Here is an 18,871-nt window from a genome sequence, read left to right as displayed (position 1 = left end):
GTCCAGGCTGGTGAGGCGGTGCGTCCGCGTGTAGCACCGTGGCGATGACCGATCCGCTTGCCCGAATTGCCGCCGCGCTCGAGCGCCTGGCGCCGCCCGCCGCCGAATCCGCGGATCCGCTGGCGCATCCGGCCTATGTCTGGCGCGGCGCGGTGCTCGAACCGGTCCGCGCGTTCCGCCCGCTGCCGCTCGATCGGCTGCACGGGATCGACGCCCAGAAGACTGCGTTGCTCGCGACCGTGCGCCATCTTGCGGACGGGGCGGCGGCGCATGACGTCTTGTTGTGGGGCGCGCGGGGATCGGGCAAGTCGGCGCTGGTCAAGAGCGTGACCGGCGCGGTTCAGGCCGACGGCGGCGCGCTCGCCCTGGTCGAGATCGTTACGCCGCAGCTCGATACGCTGCCCGCGCTGTTCCGGCTGATCGCGGACGTACCCCGCGCCTTCGTGCTGTTCCTCGACGATCTCGGGTTCGATGCCGCGGCGGACGGGCGCGCCTTGCGTTCGATGCTGGATGGCGGCGCGGAGGCGCGGCCCGCCAATGCGCGGTTGGTGGTGACGTCCAACCGCCGTCATCTGGTGCCACGGGAGATGATCGACCAGCCGACCGCGGTCAATCCGCGCGATGCCGCGGACGACGGGCTCGCGCTGGCGGACCGGTTCGGGCTGAGCCTCGGGTTCCACGTGGTCGATCAGGACGGCTATCTGGCGATCGTGCGGGCTTATGCCGATGCGCACGCCCTGCCGTTCGATCCGGTCGACGCGGTCGGCTGGGCGACGCGGCGCGGGAGCCGGTCGGGGCGCGTCGCGTGGCATTACGTCGTCGATCTCGCGGGGCGCGAGGGGCGGTCGCTGGAACCTTGATTTCGTCACCCCGGCGAAGGCCGGGGCCGTCTGGTTACCCGGGCGCGACGGGGTCACAGAATGCCGTATCGCCGGTTGTGCCCCCCAACATGGCGGCCCCGGCCTCTGCCGGGGTGACGCGAGAGCTTACCCCTGCCCTTCGACCATTTCCGCCAGTTCCAGCCAGCGCAGCTCGGCGGCGTCCTTGTCCGCCTGCGCCTGGCCGATCGCTTCCATCAGCTTCTCAAACCGGTCGGGATCGCGCGTGTAAAGTTCGGGATCGGACAGCAATTCCTGGTCGCGCATGATCGCCGCCTCGAGCGTCTCGATCCGCTTGGGCAGGATCTCGTAATCGCGCTGATCCTTGTAGGTCAGCTTGACCTTGCCCGGGGCCGCCCCGCCCGCGACCGGCGCAGCGGAGGTCGCGTTCTTGGCGATCGAGCCGCGCTTGGTCGGCGCGGCGGCCTTGCGGCGACGCTCCCAGTCCTCATAGCCGCCCGCCACGACATCGACCGTGCCTGACCCGTCGAGGCCCAAAGTGATCGTCACGGTGCGATCCAGAAAGTCGCGATCGTGGCTTACGATGAGCACGGTGCCATCATAGTCGCCGATCACGTCCTGGAGCAGGTCGAGCGTCTCCAGATCGAGATCGTTGGTCGGCTCGTCCAGGACTAACAGATTGGAAGGCTTGGCAAATTCCCGCGCGAGCAGCAGGCGCGAGCGTTCGCCGCCCGACAGCGTCCCGATCTTCGCGTCGAGCACGCCGGGCTCGAACAGGAATTCCTTGAGATAGCCGACGACATGCTTGCGGATGCCCTGCACCTCGATCCAGTCGCCGCCGTCCGCGAGCACGTCGCGGATCGTCTTGTCGGGCTCCATCTTGCTGCGCTGCTGGTCGATCACGATCCGCTCGATCGTCTTGGCAAAGCGGATCTGGCCGGTGTCGGGCTCCAGTTCCCCGGTCAGCAGCTTCAACAACGTCGACTTGCCCGCGCCGTTCGCGCCGACGATGCCGATCCGGTCCTTGCGCGTCACGCGCAGCGACAGGTCGCCGATGATCGTGCGGTCGCCGAACGCCTTGGAAATGTGCTTGGCGTCGATCACCACCTTCGAACGCGCATCGTCGGTGCCGATCGTCAGGTTCGCCGACCCTTGCGGCCCGACCATCGACGCGCGTTCGGCGCGCATCTCGACCAGCTTGGTCAAGCGGCCCTGGTTGCGCTTGCGCCGCCCGGTGACGCCGCGCAGCAGCCAATGCTCCTCGAGCTTCAGTTTCGCGTCGAGCTTCTCGGCGTTGCGTTGCTCGTCGGCATAGACCTGCTCGGTCCACGCATCGAACCCGCCGAAGCCGATCTCGGCACGCCGCAAATTGCCGCGGTCCATCCACAAGGTCTGCTTGGTCAGCTTGGTGAGGAAGGTGCGGTCATGGCTGATTACGACGAACGCGCCGCGGAACCGACCGAGCCATTCCTCGATCCACTCGATCGCGCCGATGTCGAGATGGTTGGTCGGCTCGTCGAGCAGCAACACGTCGGGGTTCTGCGCGAACGCGCGGACGATCGCGGCACGGCGACGCTCGCCGCCCGAGGCCTTGGCGGCTTCGCGCGTGAGGTCGATCCCGAGCTGGTCGGCGATTGCCTCGGCTTCATATTGCAGCGGCGCATCGTCGCCGCCGAGGACGTAATCCGCGAGCGTGTTGCACCCGATCATCGCGGGCTCCTGCTCGAGCAGGATGACGCGCGTGCCGGGGACGATCGTGCGGCGGCCCTCGTCCGAATCGATCTTGTTGCCGAGCAGCTTCATCAAGGTCGTCTTGCCCGCGCCGTTGCGCCCGATCAGCGCGAGCCGGTCGCGCGGGCCGACATGGATGTCGAGGCCACGGAAAAGCCAACCCGAGCCCTGAATGACGCCGAGATTTTCATATGCGAGGATAGGTGCTGCCATGACACGCGCGTTAGGCGGTGGGGCGGCTGGCGGCAAGCTTTGTGCACTGCAATACGCCCCGTCACCCCCGGGGTGGCGAGACGTCTGCGAAAGTTGGATACCGCTCCGTCATTTGCTGTTTTCCCGCGGAGGCGGGAATCCAGGGCCAAGCAGGACAACGGCTTAAAGCTTTCGCGACTCCTGGGCTCCCGCCTTCGCGGGAGAACGCCGGTCATTTCGCAGAGGTCGTGCGGAGGCCGGGGTGACGGGTTCCACTTCGCCACACTTCATCCCCATTCACAGGCTGTTCAACGCAAGCCACCTATGCCAAGCCCATGAAGATGCTAGCCGCCATCCTGATGGGACTTGCCATGACCCCCGCCCCCGCCGTTCCGATGGCGGCCGGGTTGATGCAACGTGGCGACCAGATGGAAGCGTTGCGCGGACGGCGCGAGGGGCGCTGGCTTCCGTCGAAGGATATCGAGGCGCGGGTCGTGCCGACGATGCCCGGCGCACGCTATCTCGGGTTCGACTTCGATCCGGAGGGCGGGATTTACACACTCAAATTCCTGCGCAATGGATCGGTCATCTGGGTCGAGGTCGACGGCCGTTCCGGCCAGATCATCGGCCGTACCGGCAACTGAGCGCCATCGGCGCCGTCCAAGGGGAAATTTGCATGCGCGTTCTGATCGTCGAGGACGAACCCAATCTCGGCCAGCAGCTGAAGAGCACGCTCGAAGGTGCTGGCTATGCGATCGACCTTGCGACCGATGGCGAGGAAGGGCATTTCCTCGGCTCGACCGAGAATTACGACGCGATCATCCTCGACCTCGGCCTGCCAGAAATCGACGGGCTGACGGTGCTCGACCGCTGGCGCAAGGAAGGCCGCACCGCGCCCGTCCTGGTGCTGACCGCGCGCGACAGCTGGTCGGACAAGGTCGCCGGGCTCGACGCGGGCGCGGACGATTATGTCGCCAAGCCGTTCCAGTCGGAGGAACTGATCGCGCGGCTACGCGCGCTGATCCGCCGCGCCTCGGGCAATGCCTCGTCCGAACTGACCGCGGGCGGCGTCCGGCTCGATACGCGCAGCGGCAAGGTCACGCTGAACGGGGAATCGGTCAAGATGACCGCGCAGGAATATAAGCTGCTCAGCTACCTGCTCCATCACAAGGGCAAGGTGGTCAGCCGCACCGAGCTGATCGAGCATATCTACGACCAGGATTTCGACCGGGATTCGAACACGATCGAAGTGTTCGTCACGCGCATCCGCAAGAAGCTCGGGCAGGATGTCATCACCACGATCCGCGGGCTCGGCTACAGCCTCGAGGATCCCGATGCCTGACGTCCGACCGCACGCAGGGCATGATGGCTGAGGCGGACACGCACGCCGCGACCGCGCTTGCGCCGCCGCTCCCGCCGCTCGAGGTCGAGCCGCGCACCCTGCCCCGCGTCCGCACGACCGGATCGCTCAGCCGCCGGATGATCCTGATCGCGGCGGGGTGGATCCTGCTGTTGCTGACCGGTGGCGGCTATGCGCTGGACCGGGTGCTCAGCACCGCGGTGACGCGCAATTTCGACGACCAGCTCGAATATGTGCTGACCGCGCTGATCGTCTCGGCCGAGATCGGCCCCGAAGGCGAGGTGCTCAACAACCGCGAACCCGCCGACCAGCGCTTCCTCGAGCCGAATTCGGGGCTCTATTATCAGGTCAGCGCGCCGGGCCAGGAAAGCTATGCCTCGCGCTCGCTATGGGACCGCAGGCTCGCCTACGGGGCGCCGCACACCGATCTGTCGGTCCACGCCTATGACAGCAACCAGTTCGTCGACCCCAAGGCGGAATCGCCCGAAAAGTTGCGGATCGTCGAGCGCGACGTGACGCTGCCCGGCTCCAAGCTGCGCTGGCGCTTCCAGGTCGCGCAAAGCCGCGACGGGCTCGACGCGCAGATCCGCGTGCTGCGCAAGACGTTGCTGCGCAGCTTCCTGCTGCTGGCGTTCGGGCTGATCGTGATGGCCGCGCTGCAGACCTTCTACGGGCTGTGGCCGCTGCGCCGCGTGCGCGAGGAGATCGCGCGGATGCGCGCGGGCAAGGCGCGGCAGGTCGAACGCCCGATGCCGATCGAGGTCGCGCCGCTGGTCGAGGAACTCAACGCGCTGATCGAACATAACGAACGCCAGGCGGAGGAAGCGCGGCGCCACGCGGGCAATCTGGCGCATGCGCTCAAGACCCCGCTGACCGTGATCATGAACGCCGCCACCGCCAAGGCCGACGATCTCGGCGAGACGGTGGTGCGCGAGGCGCGGACGATGCGGCGGCAGGTCGACCACCACCTCGCCCGCGCCCGCGCGGTCGGGCGGCGCGGATCGGCGCACAGCCGCGCCGACGTCTGGCCGAGCCTGGAATCGGTCGAGCGCGCGGTCGGCGTGCTGTATCGTCACGTCCGCATCGACACGTCCGGCCCGCGCGACCTGCAGGTCCATGTCGAACGCCAGGATCTCGACGAGATGCTCGGCAACCTGATCGAGAATGCCGCGAAATATGGCGGGGGGAGCGTGTTCGTCACCGTCGCCAAGCATTCGGGTTTCGTCGAATTCCTGATCGAGGACGACGGGGTCGGGATTCCGGAGGAGGAGCGGATCCGGATCTTCGATCGCGGCGTGCGGCTCGATTCGGGCAAGCCCGGGACCGGGCTCGGCATGGCGATCGTGCGCGACGTCGCCGAGATCTACGAAGGCACGGTCAGCCTCGAGGAGAGCGAGGACCTCGGCGGGTTGCTCGTCCGGCTGCGGTTGCCCGCGGCGAACTGATCGCGCCGGCAGGAAGACACCAAAGACGGTTCGCGTACCTGCGCCGGACCGCAGCACCATCGACAACCCCGGGCGCGCGCTCAAAGAAAAAGCCGCCGGTCCCGCTGGACCGACGGCTTTCGCTATCGCTGGTGAACGCGGATGCGATCAGGCGTAGGTGACGCTCGTGCGCACCTTGCGCGACCGGAGGCCGGCGCCGACCATGCCGAAGCCGGCGAGCATCATCAGCCACGTAGCTGGCTCGGGAACTGCGCTCTCGACCGCCGTGAAGGAGAACTGGCCTGCGTAATCCGCCTTGCTGCCACCCGAAACCGCCTGCTTGGCGCTGACGTTGTCGGAGAGCGTCCGGTTCCAGGCGAAGCCGGTCAGTTCATAAACCGTCGTGCCGGTGTCGAACGTCGTGCCCTTGAACGTGTCCGACGGAGCAAGCGTGTTGTAGATCCCCGAAACCGTCGCGTCATCGGCGAAGGTCAGCGTGATCAGATAGTTCTGCGCTGCTTCGAGGACCGAGTCCACCGGCAGGCCTTCGCCGTTGATCGTGAAGCTGTTGAGACCAGCCGACGTCGGATCGTTGATCGCCTCGCTGTTCGGGTTGAAGATGTTACCGAGCGGCTGCTGGATGAAGACCGTGTCCATCGAACCCATCGCCGTATTCCAGCTGTAGGGGCTGCCGAGACCCTGGATCGATACGTTGGTCAGGTTTGCCGCGGCATATGCGTTGGTCGACACCATGGCGATGGCGGTAGCGGCGACGGACGTCAGGATCTTCGTACGCATGTCTTACTCCTCGGAATGCTTGTACACCGATACGCAAGACCCGTGCCAAGTCCCTACCGGAGGGCGGCAGCCATTCTTTCGGGCGAGAGTGTAAGGTACGCCGACACTACAGCTTTTACAGCACGTTATCGCTGCTCCTTCACGATAACCCGAGCCTCGGATGCGCCCGGTCGTGGGCTCGAAAGCCGACTTTCCGGCGCTTATTCATCCGGCGTTAAGCATATAAAAACTGTAACATAGAGCGACACCGCATCAGATCGGCCCTAAATTGCGCCGCGCGGGAGGGGTCTTTTCGCGCGGCGCGAAGTGCGATCGGAGGTCAGGCGGCGATGGCACGCTCGCGCAAGATCTCCGCGGTGATGGTCAGGCTGCGCTTGCGCGCGGCATGATCGTATATCGCGCTGGCGATCATCAGCTCGTCCACGCCGGTACGGGCGACGAACGCAGCAATCTCCCGCGCGACCTTGGCGGGACCACCGACGGCCGAGCAGGACAGCACATGGTCGAGGATCGCGCCGCCCTGCGCGCCGAGGCTGGCGCGATAGCCCTCGACGGGTGGCGGCAGCTGGCGGGGGTTGCCGGTGCGCAGCGCAACGAACGCCTGTTCCTGCGAACTGGCGATCAGCGCGCCTTCCTCGTCGCTATCGGCGGCGAAGACGTTGAACCCCGCCATCACGTGCGGCTTTGCGAGCACCGCCGACGGGCGGAAGGTGCGGCGATAGATCTCGATCGCACTCATCAGCGCGTCGGGCGCGAAATGCGAGGCGAAGGCGTATGGCAGGCCGAGCATCGCGGCGAGCTGCGCCCCATAGGTGCTCGACCCGAGGATCCACAGCGACACGTCCGCGCCCGCACCGGGCGTCGCGCGGACGCCGGTCTGGCCGTCGTCGGCGAAATAGCTCTGCAGTTCCAGCACGTCATTCGGAAAGGCGTTGGGATCGGTGTTGAGGCTGCGCCGCATCGCGCGCGCGACGATCTGGTCGGACCCCGGCGCCCGGCCGAGCCCGAGGTCGATCCGTCCCGGGAACAGCGCATCGAGCGTCCCGAACTGCTCGGCGATCGCGAGCGGCGCATGGTTGGGCAGCATGATCCCGCCCGCGCCGATCCGGATCGTCGTGGTTGCCTGCCCGATATGCGCGAGCACCACCGATGTCGCCGCGCTGGCGATGCCGGTCATGCCATGGTGTTCGGCGGTCCAATAGCGCGAGAAGCCGAGGCTTTCGGCATGCGCGGCGAGATCTCCCGCATTGCGGAGCGCCTGGGCGACGCTGCCGCCTTCGACGACGGGGACGAGATCGAGGAGTGAATAAGCGGTCATGGATCCGATATGGGAAGCACGTTTCAAAATGCTACCGACCAGCGCGCCGCTGCGCCGAGATCCTGCCCCAGCGCGACGAAATTCCCCGGCTGGCGGCGCAGGAACAGGTTGGTCTGCAGCGTCCCGGCCCACACCGGCAGCGCATAGCGCGCCTCCAGGTCGATCTCGCGCCCGGTCGGGGCGAGGTTCATGCGCTGCGTGGTCCAGCTGCTCACCGCAAGCGTGTCGTAGTCATAGGCCGTCGGCAACGTCAGGTCGATCCCGCCGCGCGCGACGCGCAGCGGTTGCGCGACGCGCAGTCCGAAACTGTCGCGCGCCCCGAACCATCCGTCCTTGCCGACGTCCGCAGCGAAGGCGCTGGTGCGGAGCGCGCCGCTGCCGGTCAGGCCACCGCGCACGTCGGCGCGGGTCCAGCCGCGGCGGACCGATCCGCCGATGCTCCATCCGCTGCCTGCCTCGAACCGCGCGACGGTATCGAGGAACCAGCTCGTCGCCCGCGTCCCGCCGAGCGCATCGCCGAAGCGCGCGCCGAGCACGGTGGCGCGCTCCGCCAGCCGCGTGCCGGTCAGCGCGAGGCTCAGCCCGCCGAACTGGCGGTCCAGCGTGATCGCGCTGCGGTCATAGCCATACTGGCGATAGCGGTTGCGCGCCGCGACGAGCGCGTCGGGGTCGCGCGCCAGGGCATCCCCGCTTTCGACCGCCGCGGTCAGGCCGAACGCGCCGATCTGCTGGCGCACCGCACTGGCACCGCGCGCCCGGCTGTCGAACCCGGCGCCCTGCACCGGATCGCGCGCGACGAGGAAGGCGGGGTCGCTCCGCCCGACCAGCCGCGCGGTCAGCGTCGCGCCGCCCTCGGCGAAACCGACCGCGAAGCTGGCATGGGTGTTGAGCCGGCTCGTCACCGTTCCCGCAATCGCGCGCGCCTGGTCGGCGCTGCCGCGCGACAGCATCAGCCGCGACACGCTCGCACCGCCGCCGGTGATCGGCGCGACCGTCAGCGCGACCCGCATCGTGCCCCCGACGCTGGTCTGAACGGTGCGCGTGGTCGCCAGCAACTGGCCGGCGAGCGTCGGCGCGGGCCCGTCGCGGTGGATCGTCCGCGCGAGATCGATCGCGAAGGCGCGGCTGAACCCGTCGAGGATCACCGCCCCCAGCGCGCCCTGCGCGGCATCCCCCATCGGCGCGGAGAGCATGGCATTGGATGTCAGCGACGCCGCCGACCGGGTACCCGCGACCGCGGTGCCGCCGAGTGGCTGGAACGCGCGGGTGAGGTCGAGCACGCCCTCGCCATACACCGGGTCGACCCCCGCCGCGCCGGCATCGCGCGCCGAGGCGTAGAGAATCTGGACGATCTGCGCGCCGGTCAGGTTGGGAAAGGCCTGCGCCAGCAACGCCGCCGCGCCCGCGATCTGCGGCGCGGAAAAGGACGTGCCCGTCCACAGGAACGGGGTGCCGGACTGGTTCGGTGCGCGCACGCTTTCCCCGACCGCGGTGAGATAATGCGTCGCCGAATTGCCAGCGCGGTTGCTGAAGGTCGAGATCACGTCCCCGCCGGCCGTGCGGCTGTTGTTCGCGCCGACCGACCCGGCGATGATCACCAGCCCGCGCGCGGCGGCGGTGTTGGCGATCTGTGCGAACGCATCGGGATTGACCGCGGTGGTTGGGCTCGTCGCGAAATCGTTGCCCGCCGCGATCACGATCACGATCCCCGCCGCGGTCGCCCGGCTGACCGCGCTGACCACCGCGCTCCCGGCCGCGCCGCCGCCGAGCGAGATGTTGATCACCCGCGCGCCATTGTTGACCGCCAGGTCGATCCCGCGCGCGATCGCGCCGTCAGCGAAGGCACAGCTGTCGGTCGAGCCGGTCGACGTGGCACAGGATCCCGGCGTATCGGCGCGCGCGGCGATGATCGTCGCGTCGAACGCGATGCCCTGCGTGCCGGTATCGTTGCGACGCCCCGCCAGCGTGAACGCCACCGCGGTGCCATGGCCGTCCTCGTCCGCCGCGCTCGTTCCGCCCGCGACATTGGCCGAGGCGGCGGAAATCCGCCCGCCGAACTCCGCGCTGGTCAGGTCGACCCCGCTGTCGACGATCCCGACCGTGATGCTCTTCCCCGTCGCCCCCGCCTGATACAGCGCCAGCGCATTGGCCGACACCGCCCCCACCGTCGCGCGATATTCCGCGGTATCGTAATTGGTCGCGGTCGGCGTCGGGGTCGGGGCGGGAGTCGGCGTGGGAGCGGGCACCGGCGTGGGAGTCGGCGTGGGGGTGCTGATCGGCGGCGGCGCGGGCGTGCTGTTGACGCCCCCGCCCCCGCTACAGGCTCCCAGCCCGACCAGGGTCGCCAGCGCCGCCGGCCGCGCGAGATAGCTGGTCCATCGGTGTCGCATCGTCATTGCTCCCTGCCCCGTTCGGCATCCACCCCGCGATCTCCTCGTCGTGTCCCGACGGGTATCGCGGTCGCGCCATCCCTGCCTTGCCCGCCACGCGCCCTGCGCTTAGAGCCGCGCGCATGCTCGCGCGCCTCGCCTCTATCCGCAATTGGGTTTTCGATTTGGATAACACGCTGTATCCGGCGTCGGCGCGGCTGTTCGACCAGATGGATGTCAAGATGACCGCCTATGTCGCGCAAGCGCTGGGCGTCGACCTGGTCGAGGCGCGGCGGATCCAGAAGGCGTATTTCTTCGATCACGGCACCACGCTTGCCGGGCTGATGGCCGAGCACGGCGTCGATCCGCATCATTTCCTCGCCGACGTCCACGACATCGAAATGGACGTGCTCGACGAAAACGCGCCGCTCGCCGCCGCGATCGCGCGACTGCCGGGGCGCAAGATCATCTTCACCAACGCCGACACGCCTTATGCGACGCGCGTGCTCGACCGGCTCGGACTTGGCGAGAGCTTCGAGGCGATCCACGATATCCACGCGATGGACCTCAAACCCAAGCCCAACGCCTCGGCCTATGCCGGGCTGTGCGCGGCGTTCGACATCGACCCGACCGAGTCGCTGTTCGTCGAGGACATGGCGCGCAACCTCGCGCCCGCCAAGGCGATCGGCATGACGACGGTGTGGATCGACAATGGCTCCGAACAGGCCGCCGCCGAGCAGGACCGCAGCTTTATCGACTTCACCACGCCCGATCTGACGGCGTGGCTTCACGACATCATGGGGGACGCATGACCGACTTGCAGACGACGATCGACGCGGCATGGGATGCGCGCGACACGATAAGCTTCGAGACCAGGGGCGCGGTGCGTGACGCGGTCGAGAGCGCGCTCCATCAGCTCGATTCAGGGACGGTCCGCGTCGCCGAGCCCGATGGCGAAGGTGGCTGGCGCGTCAACCAGTGGCTCAAGAAGGCGGTGCTGCTGTCGTTCCGCCTCAACGACATGGCCGAGATCGCTGGCGGCCCGGACGGCGCGAACTGGTGGGACAAGGTGCCCTCCAAGTTCCACGGCTGGGGGTCGGCCGAATTCCGCCAGGCGGGGTTCCGCAGCGTGCCCGGTGCGATCGTCCGGCGTGGCGCGTTTATCGGCAAGGGCGCGGTGCTGATGCCGAGCTTCGTCAACCTGGGGGCCTATGTCGGCGAGAATTCGATGATCGATACCTGGGCGACGGTCGGCAGCTGCGCGCAGATCGGCAAGGGCGTCCATATCTCGGGCGGTGCCGGGATCGGCGGCGTGCTCGAGCCGCTCCAGGCGGATCCGGTCATCATCGGTGACGGCGCCTTCATCGGCGCGCGCAGCGAAGTCGCCGAGGGTGTTCGCGTTGGTGAGGGCGCGGTGCTGTCGATGGGCGTGTATCTCGGTGCGTCGACCAAGATCGTCGACCGCGCGACCGGCGAAGTCTTCCGCGGCGAGGTGCCGCCTTATGCGGTGGTCGTCCCCGGCAGCATGGGCGGCGGCGACGGCAAGCCATCGTTGTATTGCGCAGTGATCGTGAAACGCGTCGATGCGCAGACCCGCTCGAAGACCAGCATCAACGAATTGCTGCGCGACTAACCTCTTAGCCCCTCCCCCTCGGGGGAGGGGTTGGGGTGGGGCAGTCCAGCAAAACCACCGCTGGGTACTCTGCACAGCCCCACCCCCAACCCCTCCCCTGAAGGGGAGGGGCTTGAGAAGGCAGCCTCCCTGAGAGGGGCGCCCGCCCCCAACCTCGACATCCTTTGCCTCCCCGCTTAGTCCACCCGACAAACGACAAAGAGGATACCCGATGACCGCAGCTACCCGCTCCAAGACGCTCGACCGCGTGCTCGTGCTCGAAATGGTCCGCGTGACCGAGGCGGCGGCGGTCGCTGCCTCCACCCTCACCGGTCGCGGGGACGAAAAGGCGGCCGATGCCGCCGCGGTCGAGGCGATGCGCGCCGCGCTCAACGAACTCTACATGGACGGCACCGTCGTGATCGGCGAAGGCGAGCGCGACGAGGCGCCGATGCTGTTCATCGGCGAGAAGGTCGGCTCGGCGATCGGCAAGGGCCCGAAGATCGACATCGCGCTCGATCCCTTGGAAGGCACGACGATCTGCGCGACCGCGGGCCCCAACAGCCTCGCGGTGCTCGCGATCGCCGAGGAAGGCGGGCTGCTCAACGCCCCCGACGTCTATATGGACAAGATCGCCTGCGGCCCGGGCTATCCCGAGGGCATCATCGACCTCGACAAGTCGCCGAGCGAGAACGTCCGTGCGCTGGCAGCCGCCAAGGGTGTCGACCCCAAGGACATCATCGCCTGCGTGCTCGATCGCCCGCGCCACCAGAAACTGATCGCCGAGCTGCGCGACCTCGGCTGCGGGATCATGCTGATCGGTGACGGCGACGTCGCGGGGGTGATCGCGACGACCAATCCCGATACGACGATCGACATCTACATGGGGGCCGGTGGCGCTCCGGAGGGTGTTCTCGCGGCGGCGGCGCTGCGCTGCGTCGGTGGGCAGTTCAAGGGGCGGCTCTTGTTCCGCAACGACGACGAGCGCGCGCGGGCGGCCAAGTGGGGCGTGACCGATCTCGACAAGCAGTACGACCTGACCGAACTCGCGCGCGGCGACTGCATCTTCGCGGCGACGGGCGTGACCGACGGCTCGCTGCTCGCGGGCGTGAAGCGGAAGGGCAAGATCATGACGACCGAAAGCGTCGTGATGCGCGCAAGCTCTGGCACGGTGCGCTGGGTCAAGGGCGAACACCGGATTTGAGGGGGGGCGGTAAAGCCCCTCCCCTTCAGGGGAGGGGTTGGGGTGGGGCCGTGCAGCAGAACTCAGCTCTCTGCGAGGCACTTCCCCACCCCCAGCCCCTCCCCTGAAGGGGAGGGGAGATTCCCGGTTCACCGCGTCGGCACGGGCTCCGCGCCGGAATAATCATAAAACCCGCGCTTCGTCTTGCGCCCGAACCAGCCCGCCTCGACGTACTTCACCAACAACGGCGCAGGCCGGAACTTCGGATCCCCCGTCCCCTCGAACAGCACGCGCGTAATCTCCAGACACGTATCCAGCCCGATGAAATCGGCGAGCGTCAGCGGCCCCATCGGATGGTTGAGCCCCAACTGGCACGCGACGTCGATATCGCGCACCGTCGCCACCCCCTCGCCCAGAGCAAAACACGCTTCGTTGAGCATTGGCATCAGCACGCGGTTGACGATGAACCCCGGCGCATCATTGGCATGGACGATCTCCTTGCCGAGCGTGCGCCCGAACGCCTCGACCGCCGCCACCGTCGCATCGGACGTCGCGAGGCCGCGGATCAGCTCGATCAGCCCCATCACGGGGACGGGATTGAAAAAATGCACCCCCATGAACCGCGCCGGATCGGGCGACGCCTGTGCCAGCCGCGTGATCGGGATCGACGAGGTGTTCGACGCGAGAATCGCGTCGCTCGCCAGCACCTTGCCGACCTCGGCGAAGATCGCGCGCTTGATCTCCTCGCGCTCGGTCGCCGCCTCGATCACGAGGAACGCCGGCGCCATCGCGGACAGGCCCTCGACCGGCTCGATCAGGCCAAGCGCCGCATCGCGCGCCTCCGCAGTGATCTTCTCCTTGGTAACGAGCCGGTCGAGCGCCTTGGCGATCCCCGCCTTGCCTGCGTCCGCACGGTCCTTCGACACGTCGCTGAGCAGCACGTGGAACCCCGCCTGCGCCGCAACCTGTGCGATCCCTGCGCCCATCTGGCCCGCGCCGATGACACCTACCGTCTGCATATCCTGTCCTTTGCTGCGTTTTGCCGCAGCCTTAGGGATCAGGCGATGCGGCGGCAATCATAGCCCTTGGTGACATAGGGAAAAGCGACCGGATCGCGCTGCAACTCGGGCGTCGCGGCGATCAGGTCGCGGACTTGCGCGACGACGTCTGCGCGCGCTTCCGCGGACAGGGTAGCGATGAAGCTGGTGGACAGCGTGCGCCCGACCACGACGTCCTCCACCATACCAAGATGCGCGTACGGCCACTCGCTCTCTTCGAGCGGCGAGAAGCCTTCCGCGGGAAAGACGTCGCGCCAGGCATCGGCCCGTTCGCGCAACGCGGTGCCCTGATGCGCATTGGTCAGCGCCGACAGCTGCTCGACCCAGCCGACCGATTCGTCGCGCAGGTTCCACACCAGCCCGAGCGCCCCGCCGATCTTCAACACGCGTCGGATCTCCGCCATCACCGCGGGAGTCGCAAACCAGTGGAAGGCGGTCGCGCAGACCACCGCATCGACGCTCGCATCGGGGAGCGGGATCGCCTCTGCCTGCCCGACCAGCGGTCGCACCCCGGGAAAGTCGGCGACGAGGTGGTCAAGCATCGCCGCGATCGGTTCGAGCGCGAGGATGGCAGCCCCGGTCCTGACCAGCGATCCCGTAAACTTGCCAGTGCCGGCGCCGATCTCGAGCACCGTCCGACCCGGAACGATCCCCAGCCGATCCCGCATCCAATCCACGATCGCATCGGGATACCCCGGGCGGCTCGTCGCATAGACGTCCGCCGCCCGGTCGAACCCCGTCGCCGCGACCGGATGCAGCGGTATCACGGCGCGAGGCGGGCGGGCTGTGCCTCCGCGAGCAGCACTGCGAACCGCCCCTCGGGGTCGGTCCATTCGCCGACCGGCGTCCACCCGCCCGCGCGCAGCAGGATCCGCGCGTCGCGTGCACCGAACTTGTGGCTGTTCTCGGTGTGGATCGTCTCGCCCGCCGCCATGTCGAACGGCCGGCCCTCGACGGTGAAACTGACGTCGCGAGTCGCCTCGAGGTGCATCTCGATCCGCGCGCGATCGTCGTTCCAGATCGCGCGATGCCGGAACGCGTCGAGCGGGATCGTGCCGTCGAGCTCGCGGTTGATCCGCTCGAGCAGGTTGAGGTTGAACGCAGCGGTCACGCCCTGCGCATCGTCATACGCCGCCTCGAGCGTCGCCTTGTCCTTGATCCGGTCCATCCCGATCAGCAGCATCGCGCCCTCGCCGAGCGACTCCTTCATCGCGCGCAACAGGTCGGTGCTCGAATGCGGGATCATGTTGCCGATCGTCGAGCCCGGGAAGAAGCCGAGCTTGGGCGTATCCGCGACCTGCGCGGGGAGCGAGATCGGGTGCATGAAATCGGCCTCGACCGGGAGCACCGAAAGGCCGGGGAAGGCATCCGCGAGCACCGCCGAGGATTCGCGCAGGAAATCGCCCGAGATGTCGATCGGCACGTACGCCGCCGGATCGACCGCTTCGAGCAGGATCGGCGTCTTGGTCGACGAGCCCGAACCGAACTCGACGACCGCGCGCCCCTTGCCCGCGATGCGCGCGACGTCACCGCAGCAGGCGCGCAGGATCGCGGTCTCGGTCCGCGTCGGGTAATATTCGGGGAGATCGGTGATCTGCTCGAACAGCTCCGACCCGCGCCGGTCATAGAACCACCGCGCCGGGATCGCGCGCGGGCGAAGCGCGAAGCCACGCAGAACGTCGTTGCGGAACGCTGGGTCGGCGAGGCTCGCCTGCCCGTCCTCGATTTCTGGCTTAAGCATTAGAGATCCTTGGCAAGCCGGACGCCGGTGAACTGCCAGCGCTGATGCGGATAGAAGAAATTGCGGTACGAGGCGCGCGCATGGCCGCGCGGGGTCGCGCACGATCCGCCGCGCAGGACGCACTGCCCACTCATGAACTTGCCGTTATATTCGCCGACCGCGCCTTCGACCGCACGGAACCCCGGATAGGGGCGATACGCGCTCCCGGTCCATTCCCACACGTCGCCGAAGAAGGCCGGTCCGCCGGTCGACGGGCGCGGCTCGACCGGGCCGGCGGTGTCGAGCTGGTTGCCGCCGAGCGGATCGTGGCCAGCCGCGGCCGCCTCCCACTCCGCCTCGGTCGGCAGGCGGGCGCCTGCCCAGCTGGCATAGGCATCCGCCTCGAAGAAGCTGACGTGCGTCACCGGCGCTGCTGGATCGATCGCGCGGCGCCCGTCGAGCCCGAACCGGGTCCATCCTCCGTCACGCTGCTCCCAATAGAGCGGAGCGACGATCCGCTCGCGCTTCACCCATGCCCAACCGTCGGACAGCCAGTGGCGCGGCTCGGTGTACCCGCCATCCGCGATGAACGCCGCCCATTCCCCATTGGTCACGGTACGATCCGCGATCGCATGCGCGCTGAGCAACGTCTGGTGGCGCGGCCCTTCGCAGTCGAACGAGAAGCCGTCGCCATCATGCCCGATCGCGACGATCCCGGCGGCGTGCTCGATCCATCCGGCCGGGCGCGGCATTTCCACCGGCACCTTGCGCGCGGCGGGCCAGATCGCGGGCTCGACCGGGTTCTGCGCCATCAGGTGCAGGATGTCGGTGACGAGCAGCTCCTGATGTTGCTCCTCGTGATGGCACCCCAGCGCGATCAATTCCTGCGCTGCCGCGGGGAGGTCGGGCAGTGCCGCGAGCACCTGCGCATCGACATGCGCGCGATACGCCAGGATCTCGTCGAGCGCGGGCCGCGTTACCATCCCGCGCCGGTTGCGCGCTTGGCGTTGCCCCTCGGCCTCGTAATAGCTGTTGAACAGGAACGGGAAGCGATCGTCGTACAGCCGGTAGCCGCCGACGAAATCGCGGAGAATGAAGGTCTCGAGGAACCAGCTGGTGTGCGCCAGATGCCATTTGGCGGGCGACGCGTCGTCCATCGACTGCGCGGTGGCATCCGCATCCGACAGGGGCGCAACCAGCGCGACGGTCAGATTGCGGACGGCCTGGAAACGCTCGGCGAGCGCGGAGGCGTCAGTCCTGGGGGCAGTCCGTGTCGCCATCGCCTCGTCCGTTCCGGATAGAAGTTCGCCCCGCTGCGGGGTCATCGCACGGGCCAGTGCCCGCCGATCCACATCAGCGGGTAGCACCCGGTCGCCAGAGAACGTCGCCACCGGCATTTTGGTTCACCACACGCGCGGCGACGAACAAATAATCCGACAGCCGGTTGAGATAGGCGAGCGCGAGCGGATTGAGCGCGACATGCCGCGCCGCGCCGACCGCAGTGCGTTCCGCGCGCCGCACGGTCGCGCGGGCGACGTGCAGCGCCGCAGCGCCGGGCGTTCCGCCGGGCAGAATGAAGCTGGTGAGCGGGCTCAACTCGCTGTTCATCCGATCGATCTCGGACTCGAGCCGGTCGACCTGCGCCGCGACGACCCGCAGCACCATGTCGGACGGGGCAAAGTCCTCGCCCGGCGTGGCAAGGTCCGCGCCCAGGTCGAACAGATCGTTCTGCACCCGCTCCAGCAGGGCGACGAGCCAGATGCCCGCGACACCGGTATCGCGCACCGCGACCGCCGCCACGCCGATCAGGCTGTTCGCCTCGTCGACATCGCCGATCGCGGCCATGCGTGCGTCGTCCTTGGCGACACGCGAGCCATCGACCAGTCCGGTCGAGCCGTCATCCCCGGTGCGCGTGTAGATGCGGTTGAGCTTTACCAAATCCCGTCCCCCTCACCCGGCCCTGCCCCGGGCCGAATGTCGTGTCGGCTCAGCTCTTTCCCGCGAGCCACATCAGCAGCACGACCAGGAAGATCGCCACTGCCTGAAACATGATGCGGTATTGCATCATCTTGTTCGACTTGACCGCCGACGGGCTGATCCCCTCCGCACTCCCCGTCCCGTCGCGCGCCTGCTGGCTCGCGCCGAGCAGGAACACCACCAGTCCGCGGACCAGAACGACGACCGTGGCGATCATCGCCGCAATCAGCAGGATTGTCAGGAAAGTGCTCATGCCACCAACTTAGGCGCTTGCCGCCAGAAAGCCAGTGGTCAGAATGTCCGAGGGCAGCCGCCCCGCGCGCAACGTCGTCGCGAGCGCGCGCCCGTCGTCGCCGCGCAGACGCAGGCGTTCCAGGCTCGGCGAACCGTTGCGCTTGGCGAGTCGCGCGCCGGTCGCGTCGGTCAGCAGCGCATGATGCCGGTAGAGCGGAGTCGGCAACCCGAGCAGCGCCTGCAGCAGCCGGTGCACGTCGGTCGCGGCGAACAGGTCGACCCCGCGCACCACATGCGTGACACCCTGCGCGGCATCGTCCACCGTCACCGCGAGATGATAGCTGGCGGGGGCGTCCTTGCGCGCGAGGACGACATCGCCGTGCCGCTCGGGATGCGCGACCACGTCGCCCGCGATCTCGTCGGTCCACTCGAGCGGCCCGGCGCGTTCCGCCGCCGCCGCCATGTCGATCCGCCACGCATGCGCCATCCCCGCGTCGATCCGCGCCGCGCGATCGGCGGCGTCGCGGTGGCGGCACGTTCCCGGGTAGACCGCTTCCAGGCCGTGCGGCGCGGACAGGCTCGCGGCGATTTCGGCGCGCGTGCAGAAGCACGGATACAGCAGCCCCATCGCGCGCAACCGATCGAGCGCGGCGGCATAGCCGTCGAGCCGAGTCGACTGGAACAGCACCGGCCCGTCCCACGCCAGCCCCAGCCAGCGCAGGTCGGCGAGGATCGCGTCGACATGCTCGGGCCGACTGCGCGTGCCGTCGATATCCTCGATCCGCAGCAGGAACCGTCCCCCCGCGCGCTGCGCCCGGTCATGCGCCTGGATCGCCGAAAACGCATGGCCGAGATGCAACCGCCCGGTCGGGCTGGGGGCGAAACGACTGGTGGTTTGCGCGCTCATTTCGGCGGCGCGGACCGCAGCCCGGGGGTCGATCCTTGGTTGCAAATCGGCATTGCCCCCCTTGACCGCGAGTCGCGCGCTGTGCTGAACTTGTTAACGAAAGGCGTCGCTGTCATCACAGCGTCATCCTAAACGGCAAGAAGCCGCGC

18 protein-coding genes are annotated in these 18,871 nt (G+C 68.1%); 7 read left to right on the top strand and 11 right to left on the bottom strand.

Annotated features, from left to right (window positions below):
* Positions 1 to 44: 44 nt before the first annotated feature.
* Positions 45 to 860 carry an ATP-binding protein gene (locus L8G49_RS08425; RefSeq protein WP_242184088.1) on the top strand — a complete coding sequence of 272 codons (816 nt, stop codon included), beginning with the start codon at positions 45 to 47 and terminating at the stop codon, positions 858 to 860.
* 126 nt (positions 861 to 986) lie between these two features.
* Here the strand turns inward: L8G49_RS08425 and L8G49_RS08420 are convergent, their stop codons facing one another.
* Complete coding sequence (locus L8G49_RS08420; protein ID WP_242139817.1) at positions 987 to 2,783, bottom strand: ATP-binding cassette domain-containing protein; 1,797 nt, start codon at positions 2,781 to 2,783, stop codon at positions 987 to 989.
* A 314-nt stretch (positions 2,784 to 3,097) separates the two neighbouring features.
* On the opposite strand from L8G49_RS08420, the gene L8G49_RS08415 reads away from it, so the two are divergent.
* Genes L8G49_RS08415 through L8G49_RS08405 form a run of 3 tightly spaced genes read left to right on the top strand, consistent with a single transcriptional unit; the run spans position 3,098 to position 5,567 of the window.
* Positions 3,098 to 3,406: a hypothetical protein gene (locus L8G49_RS08415; RefSeq protein WP_242139818.1), complete on the top strand. Its 309-nt coding sequence runs from the start codon at positions 3,098 to 3,100 to the stop codon at positions 3,404 to 3,406.
* Positions 3,407 to 3,438: 32 nt separating this feature from the next.
* Complete coding sequence (locus L8G49_RS08410; RefSeq protein WP_010162021.1) at positions 3,439 to 4,104, top strand: response regulator transcription factor; 666 nt, start codon at positions 3,439 to 3,441, stop codon at positions 4,102 to 4,104.
* A 23-nt stretch (positions 4,105 to 4,127) separates the two neighbouring features.
* Positions 4,128 to 5,567 (top strand): HAMP domain-containing sensor histidine kinase, encoded by a 1,440-nt coding sequence (locus tag L8G49_RS08405; RefSeq protein ID WP_242139927.1) that lies wholly within the window; start codon positions 4,128 to 4,130, stop codon positions 5,565 to 5,567.
* Between the two features lie 147 nt (positions 5,568 to 5,714).
* Here L8G49_RS08405 and L8G49_RS08400 read toward each other — a convergent pair whose 3' ends face one another.
* From L8G49_RS08400 to L8G49_RS08390, 3 genes are all read right to left on the bottom strand, one after another.
* On the bottom strand, positions 5,715 to 6,344 hold the full coding sequence (locus L8G49_RS08400; RefSeq protein ID WP_242139819.1) for a PEPxxWA-CTERM sorting domain-containing protein: 630 nt from the start codon (positions 6,342 to 6,344) through the stop codon (positions 5,715 to 5,717).
* Positions 6,345 to 6,663: 319 nt separating this feature from the next.
* Positions 6,664 to 7,662: an LLM class flavin-dependent oxidoreductase gene (locus L8G49_RS08395; RefSeq protein WP_242139820.1), complete on the bottom strand. Its 999-nt coding sequence runs from the start codon at positions 7,660 to 7,662 to the stop codon at positions 6,664 to 6,666.
* Between the two features lie 23 nt (positions 7,663 to 7,685).
* Positions 7,686 to 10,052, bottom strand: coding sequence for a S8 family peptidase (locus tag L8G49_RS08390; RefSeq protein WP_242184087.1), 2,367 nt, complete (start codon positions 10,050 to 10,052; stop codon positions 7,686 to 7,688).
* Between the two features lie 122 nt (positions 10,053 to 10,174).
* On the opposite strand from L8G49_RS08390, the gene L8G49_RS08385 reads away from it, so the two are divergent.
* From L8G49_RS08385 to glpX, 3 genes are all read left to right on the top strand, one after another.
* Positions 10,175 to 10,843 (top strand): pyrimidine 5'-nucleotidase, encoded by a 669-nt coding sequence (locus tag L8G49_RS08385; RefSeq protein ID WP_242184086.1) that lies wholly within the window; start codon positions 10,175 to 10,177, stop codon positions 10,841 to 10,843.
* On the top strand, positions 10,840 to 11,664 hold the full coding sequence (gene dapD, locus L8G49_RS08380) for a 2,3,4,5-tetrahydropyridine-2,6-dicarboxylate N-succinyltransferase (RefSeq protein WP_242184085.1): 825 nt from the start codon (positions 10,840 to 10,842) through the stop codon (positions 11,662 to 11,664). Before L8G49_RS08385 ends, dapD begins: the two co-directional genes overlap by 4 nt.
* Before the next feature lie 211 nt (positions 11,665 to 11,875).
* On the top strand, positions 11,876 to 12,847 hold the full coding sequence (gene glpX / locus L8G49_RS08375) for a class II fructose-bisphosphatase (RefSeq protein ID WP_242184084.1): 972 nt from the start codon (positions 11,876 to 11,878) through the stop codon (positions 12,845 to 12,847).
* 128 nt (positions 12,848 to 12,975) lie between these two features.
* Here the strand turns inward: glpX and L8G49_RS08370 are convergent, their stop codons facing one another.
* The 7 genes from L8G49_RS08370 to gluQRS all read right to left on the bottom strand — a co-directional run bounded on the left by L8G49_RS08370 (position 12,976) and on the right by gluQRS (position 18,722).
* Entirely contained in the window at positions 12,976 to 13,845 is an 870-nt protein-coding gene (locus tag L8G49_RS08370; RefSeq protein ID WP_242184083.1) for a 3-hydroxyacyl-CoA dehydrogenase NAD-binding domain-containing protein, read from the bottom strand.
* Between the two features lie 38 nt (positions 13,846 to 13,883).
* On the bottom strand, positions 13,884 to 14,651 hold the full coding sequence (locus L8G49_RS08365) for a class I SAM-dependent methyltransferase (RefSeq protein WP_242184082.1): 768 nt from the start codon (positions 14,649 to 14,651) through the stop codon (positions 13,884 to 13,886).
* Positions 14,648 to 15,625 (bottom strand): L-histidine N(alpha)-methyltransferase, encoded by a 978-nt coding sequence (egtD, locus tag L8G49_RS08360; protein WP_242184081.1) that lies wholly within the window; start codon positions 15,623 to 15,625, stop codon positions 14,648 to 14,650. The genes L8G49_RS08365 and egtD overlap by 4 nt, the downstream gene beginning before the upstream one ends.
* Entirely contained in the window at positions 15,625 to 16,884 is a 1,260-nt protein-coding gene (egtB, locus tag L8G49_RS08355; protein WP_242184080.1) for an ergothioneine biosynthesis protein EgtB, read from the bottom strand. Before egtB ends, egtD begins: the two co-directional genes overlap by 1 nt.
* Before the next feature lie 73 nt (positions 16,885 to 16,957).
* Entirely contained in the window at positions 16,958 to 17,542 is a 585-nt protein-coding gene (locus tag L8G49_RS08350) for a cob(I)yrinic acid a,c-diamide adenosyltransferase (RefSeq protein WP_242184079.1), read from the bottom strand.
* Positions 17,543 to 17,591: 49 nt separating this feature from the next.
* Positions 17,592 to 17,834, bottom strand: coding sequence for a twin transmembrane helix small protein (locus tag L8G49_RS08345; protein WP_242184075.1), 243 nt, complete (start codon positions 17,832 to 17,834; stop codon positions 17,592 to 17,594).
* A gap of 9 nt (positions 17,835 to 17,843) precedes the next feature.
* Positions 17,844 to 18,722 (bottom strand): tRNA glutamyl-Q(34) synthetase GluQRS, encoded by an 879-nt coding sequence (gene gluQRS / locus L8G49_RS08340; protein ID WP_242184073.1) that lies wholly within the window; start codon positions 18,720 to 18,722, stop codon positions 17,844 to 17,846.
* Positions 18,723 to 18,871 lie beyond the last annotated feature (149 nt).

The organism is Sphingomonas sp. CARO-RG-8B-R24-01 (assembly GCF_022662295.1).
In the GTDB taxonomy this organism is placed as follows: Bacteria; Pseudomonadota; Alphaproteobacteria; order Sphingomonadales; family Sphingomonadaceae; genus Sphingomonas.
The sequence above is the reverse complement of the archived record's forward strand: the minus strand, read 5'-3'. Positions and strand labels throughout refer to the sequence as shown.